This window comes from Halomonas sp. 707D4 (assembly GCF_024158685.1).
Taxonomy (GTDB): domain Bacteria; phylum Pseudomonadota; class Gammaproteobacteria; order Pseudomonadales; family Halomonadaceae; genus Vreelandella.
Map to the genome: position 1 here is coordinate 1 of NZ_JAMZBD010000263.1, position 4,480 is coordinate 4,480.

The window sequence follows — 4,480 nt, forward strand, 5'->3', positions numbered from 1 at the left end:
ATCTGCGACAGCGTCAGCTCGGCGAAGTCGCTGCTGTAGCTGCCGCGCCCGTCGTTCTCCTGGTCCTGGCGCCCTACTCCCGCACGCACGTCGATAGTCGGCAGGTAGCCGCCCCGGGCGGCGCGCGCGTCGCTGCCGGACGCGTTGAAGCTCGACCAGGCAGCGTTGACTTGCGGGTTGGTGACGATGGTCTGCTGGATGGCGCTGGGCAAGTCGGTGGATCCGGGGGCGTAGAGGCTCGCCGGCAGTGACTGCGCCAGGGCAGACAACGGAAGGCAGGTCAGCGTGGCCACCGTGAGCGGGCGAAACGCGCGTGCCGAGAAGAGATGTTTCAGTTTCATTGTGACGTTGTCTTTCATGTGCCTGGATTCCTAGTGAACGCTTCGACCTACCGATGAAATCGCGACCCGCCTTGTCGCTTGGCCCGAACAGACGCCCCAGCATTCTCCTGGAATACCCTTCTCCCGGAATACATAGAGATCATTCACAGACCGCGCCAGCCTCCCTCGAGCTTCACTTAAATTAATTAAGTGCGCTTGAAAGGCAAGTTATAAAAACAAATGTCACAAAAATTTACAATAAATATCTCAAAAAAACGTCTTACTCTGATTCACCCTTTTTGATTACCCGGTAATTGCTGTAACGCCAAACCGACCAGGATCAGACCGAGCCCTGTGAACGTCGAGACCAGAAGAGGCTCGCCCATCACGAAGTGGAGCAGCATGAGCGACACCGGGGGTGACAGGAAGATCAGGTTGGACACCTTGGCGGTGCGCGAGATACCGTTCACTGCCAGCTGCCAGAAAATGAACGCGATGCCCATTTCGAACAGGCCCACGTAGACACCGGCTCCCAGCGCTGGCCAGCCGTGCCACGTAACGCCTGGCCCTAAAAGTAGCAAAAAAGTGAGTACCGGCAAGCCGATAGTGAAATTTTGCCACTGTCCTACCAACGGCTCGCGCGCATCACGGGCGTTGAGCAGCCAATAGAGCGCCCAGATCAGCGTCGAACAGAGCGCGAAGGCCACTCCCAGCGGATCCTCGAAGGCCATGTCGAACACGCGGCCGCGCGTGGCGATCACCCAGACGCCGACATAGGCGATCACGCCGGCCAGCACATCGAGCCGCGTCAGGCGCTGGCCCAGCAGTGGAACGGCCAAAAAGGCCATCGCCAGCGCCCAGGTGTAGTTGAGCGCCATGGCTTCTTGTCCCGGCAGGCGGTCGTAGGCGGCGAACAGCACCAGGTAATAGGCTACCGGATTCATCAAGCCCGCCCAGGCGGCGGTTTTCCAACCGGATGCCAGCGCGACCCGGCCCAGCCCGCGATGCACGACCAGCGCTCCCATCAACGCCCAGGATACAATGGCTGCGATCCACATCAGCTCCAGCGGGCTCATGTAGGTCAACGCGAACTTGAAGGCGGTGGCGACGGTGGACCAGAGTGCGACCGCCCCCAGACCAAAGGCGATGGCGCGTCGATCCCCGCTCATCGGTCGATGTGCCCCAGGTCTCGCTCGGGGTCGATCCGGTCACGCACGCGCTGCTTGAGGATCTTGACGTCGGGAAATCCCCCATCGCGCTTGCGCTCCCAGATCAGCTCCTCGTCGCAGCGGATCTCGAAGGTTCCGCCGTGAGAAGGTGCGAGGACGACCTCGTCGAGCTGCTCGCCGAAGGTGGAAAGAAGCTCCTGGGCGTACCAGGCGCTTCGCAAAAGCCACTGGCACTGGGTGCAGTAGCGGATCGATATACGCGGCATTGCCTTCATCCCAAATGTTCTAATATAAGCTAGCGAAACGGCATTCTGTCACTTCGTCCTGTTCACCGCCAATGAGTCACTGCAAAGGAGTCGTGATGGCCGAACGCACCATTTCCCAAACCCGCCTGTTCGAATGGCTGACCGGCGACGACGACAGCCGAATGTGCAAGGACATACCCGACGCGGCGTGCCAGGAACAGCCGCGCAACTTCTTTCTTCACCTGTTCGCCGCGCTCGGCAACAAGCTCGCCGACGAGCTTTCGAGTGCCCGTCTGGTGCTGCCGTGGCTGATGGGCATCATCGGCGCGCCGGTCTGGATGGTGGGCCTTCTGGTCCCCATCCGCGAAGCGGGCGCCCTGCTTCCCCAGATTTTCGTGGCCGGCTTCATTCGTCCGATGCCGCGGCGCAAGTGGGTATGGGTGGCCGGGGCGGTGCTGCAGGCCGGGTGCGCCTTCGTTCTGGCGCTGCTGGCACTCTTAGGTGCCGGCACCACAGGAGGCGCACTGGTGCTTGGCGCCCTGGTTCTGCTATCGCTTGCACGCGGCGTATCGTCGATCGCCACCAAGGATGTCATGGGCAAGACCATCGCCAAGCGCCGCCGGGGCACGCTGATGGGCTACAGCGGCAGCGTCGCCGGGGCGGTGACGCTCGCCGCCGGGGGCGTTCTGATGCTGTTCGGTGACCGCCCGGGCAACTGGGCGCTGGCCGCTCTTCTCGCCATCGCTGCCCTGGGGTGGCTTCTCAATGCCCTCTGCGTCGCCCGCATCAAGGAAGAGGCCGGCGCCGTCGATGGCGGCCAGAATGCCTGGACGAGCATCAAGTACGGCCTGTCGCTCTTGAAGCACGACCGGGCGTTTCTGCACTTCAACGTATCACGTGCGCTGCTGCTGTCGAGCGCTCTGGCGCTGCCGTACCTCGCTCTTCTCGGCCAGCAGCAAAGCGGCACCGACCTTGGCAACCTTGGCCTGCTGGTGGTGGTATCGGGGCTTGCCGCCCTGGTGGCGAGCCCGGTCTGGGGCAAGCTGGCCGACCGGTCCAGCCGCCGGGTGATGTGCTACGCCGCGACCGGCACGGCGCTGGGCTGTGCGCTGGGGGCGAGCCTCGTCTGGCTGCCGGGAGAGTGGGCGAACAGCGTGGTTCCCTACGCGCTGATCTATGCCCTGCTGGTCATCGTTCATCACGGCGTGCGCCTGGGGCGCAAGACCTACCTGGTCGATATCGCCACCCAGGACGATCGCGCGCTCTACGTCGCGCTTTCCAACACCTTGACCGGCATCTTGATGCTTGCCGTCGGCGGCGTGGTCGGCGCGCTTGCACAATGGCTGGGAACCGCTACGCTACTGGGGGCACTGGCCTTGACTGCCGTGGGCGCTCTCGCAAGCGCCTATCGACTTCCCGAAGTCGAATGAAGAAGCCGAATGACACCGCACCCCACGCCATCTCCCCCACCCGAGGGCGAGATTACTTGCCAGTGCGCGCATGTCTACCTATGTTAGGGGTGTCTGGTCAGTTTAAGTACCGTTGACCCCGCGCTGATGCACAGCGCCATGGCAGCGGATGAGCGATAAGCAATAGGACCCTTTTATGAAACGATCTCCTCTAATCAATCCCGAGCTGCTCGAGCGTATCGTTGATGCATCGGATGACGGCATCGTCGTATCAGAACAGGAGGGAGACGAAAACATCCTCATTTATGTCAACAAAGGGTTCGAGCGCCTGACTGGCTACACTGCCGATGAAATCCTCTACCGGGACTGCCGCTTTCTGCAGAACGACGACCGCGACCAGGAGGCGCTCGACGCGATTCGCGATGCGCTCAAGAGCGGTCGCCCCTGCCGTGAGGTGCTGCGCAACTATCGCAAGGACGGCACCATGTTCTGGAACGAGCTCTCGATCACCCCGGTGTACGATGAAAGCGATAACCTGATGTACTGCGTGGGCGTGCAGAAGGACGTGACCGAACGTGTGGAAGCGCAGAACGCGCTGTCGGCACTGCAGAAAAAGCACGAAATCGCCTGAAGAAGCATTAGGCGAATTTAACGCTTGAAATTTCCTCCAACCGACGTTATATAGCGCCTAAGCGCGGACACCGCGCTGGGCGCTCAGCTCGACCATCGACCGAATCGTCGAGGCTGAGTCGTTTCAATGCCGGCAAGCCGGCTTGGGTTGGAGGGCCTACCATGAGCCGTGACCCCCTTAATCGTGATGCCTTCTCCGCCTCGAACCTCGAAGGCGACGACTTCGATAATCTGGACGCCGTCAACGACGAGCAGTACGGCAAGCACAAGCCCAGCAAGGCCGATACGCTGCGTGCGCGGCGCCAGGTAGAGGCGTGGCTCGAGGAGCGCAGGCTCAAGCGCGCCATCGAGGACGACTGGGACGAGGAAGAGTAACGCTTCGCCCTCTCCGCCTTACTCTTCTGCATTGACGACTTCACGCCCTGGTGCTCATCGCCGCCCCAGGCGTGGCGTCTGGCCTTTGGCCGCGCTGAGCACTATCATCTAGCCCCAGGCAAGCCTCGCGGCCTCCATCTTCTCACCAACCTAACGGATTTCCATGGCGCAATACGTATTCACCATGAACCGGGTCGGCAAAGTCGTGCCGCCCAAGAAACAAATTCTCAAGGATATCTCGCTGTCGTTCTTCCCGGGCGCCAAGATCGGTGTGCTCGGCCTCAACGGCGCGGGTAAATCCACGCTGCTGCGCATCATGGCGGGCGTCGATA

Annotated in this window: 7 protein-coding genes; 4 read left to right on the forward strand and 3 right to left on the reverse strand. The window is 61.7% G+C overall.

The annotated features are described in order from the left end of the window. From BIS11_RS11585 to BIS11_RS11595, 3 genes are all read right to left on the reverse strand, one after another. On the reverse strand, positions 1–359 hold a 359-nt coding region (locus BIS11_RS11585; protein ID WP_253586080.1), incomplete at its 3' end, for a TolC family protein. 251 nt (positions 360–610) lie between these two features. Continuing rightward, on the reverse strand, positions 611–1,489 hold the full coding sequence (locus tag BIS11_RS11590) for a DMT family transporter (protein WP_253423007.1): 879 nt from the start codon (positions 1,487–1,489) through the stop codon (positions 611–613). Beyond that, entirely contained in the window at positions 1,486–1,764 is a 279-nt protein-coding gene (locus tag BIS11_RS11595) for a SelT/SelW/SelH family protein (protein ID WP_301282964.1), read from the reverse strand. Before BIS11_RS11595 ends, BIS11_RS11590 begins: the two co-directional genes overlap by 4 nt. 86 nt (positions 1,765–1,850) lie before the next feature. Here BIS11_RS11595 and BIS11_RS11600 point away from each other — a divergent pair, with 86 nt between their 5' ends. The 4 genes from BIS11_RS11600 to BIS11_RS11615 form a co-directional block, all read left to right on the forward strand. Next, a complete protein-coding gene (locus BIS11_RS11600; RefSeq protein ID WP_253423001.1) occupies positions 1,851–3,164 on the forward strand; it encodes an MFS transporter in 1,314 nt (437 codons plus the stop codon). Positions 3,165–3,339: 175 nt separating this feature from the next. After that, entirely contained in the window at positions 3,340–3,774 is a 435-nt protein-coding gene (locus BIS11_RS11605; protein ID WP_253422998.1) for a PAS domain-containing protein, read from the forward strand. 161 nt (positions 3,775–3,935) lie between these two features. Then, positions 3,936–4,148, forward strand: coding sequence for a PA3496 family putative envelope integrity protein (locus BIS11_RS11610; RefSeq protein WP_253422994.1), 213 nt, complete (start codon positions 3,936–3,938; stop codon positions 4,146–4,148). Between the two features lie 163 nt (positions 4,149–4,311). After that, on the forward strand, positions 4,312–4,480 hold a 169-nt coding region (locus tag BIS11_RS11615), incomplete at its 3' end, for an ATP-binding cassette domain-containing protein (RefSeq protein ID WP_253586081.1).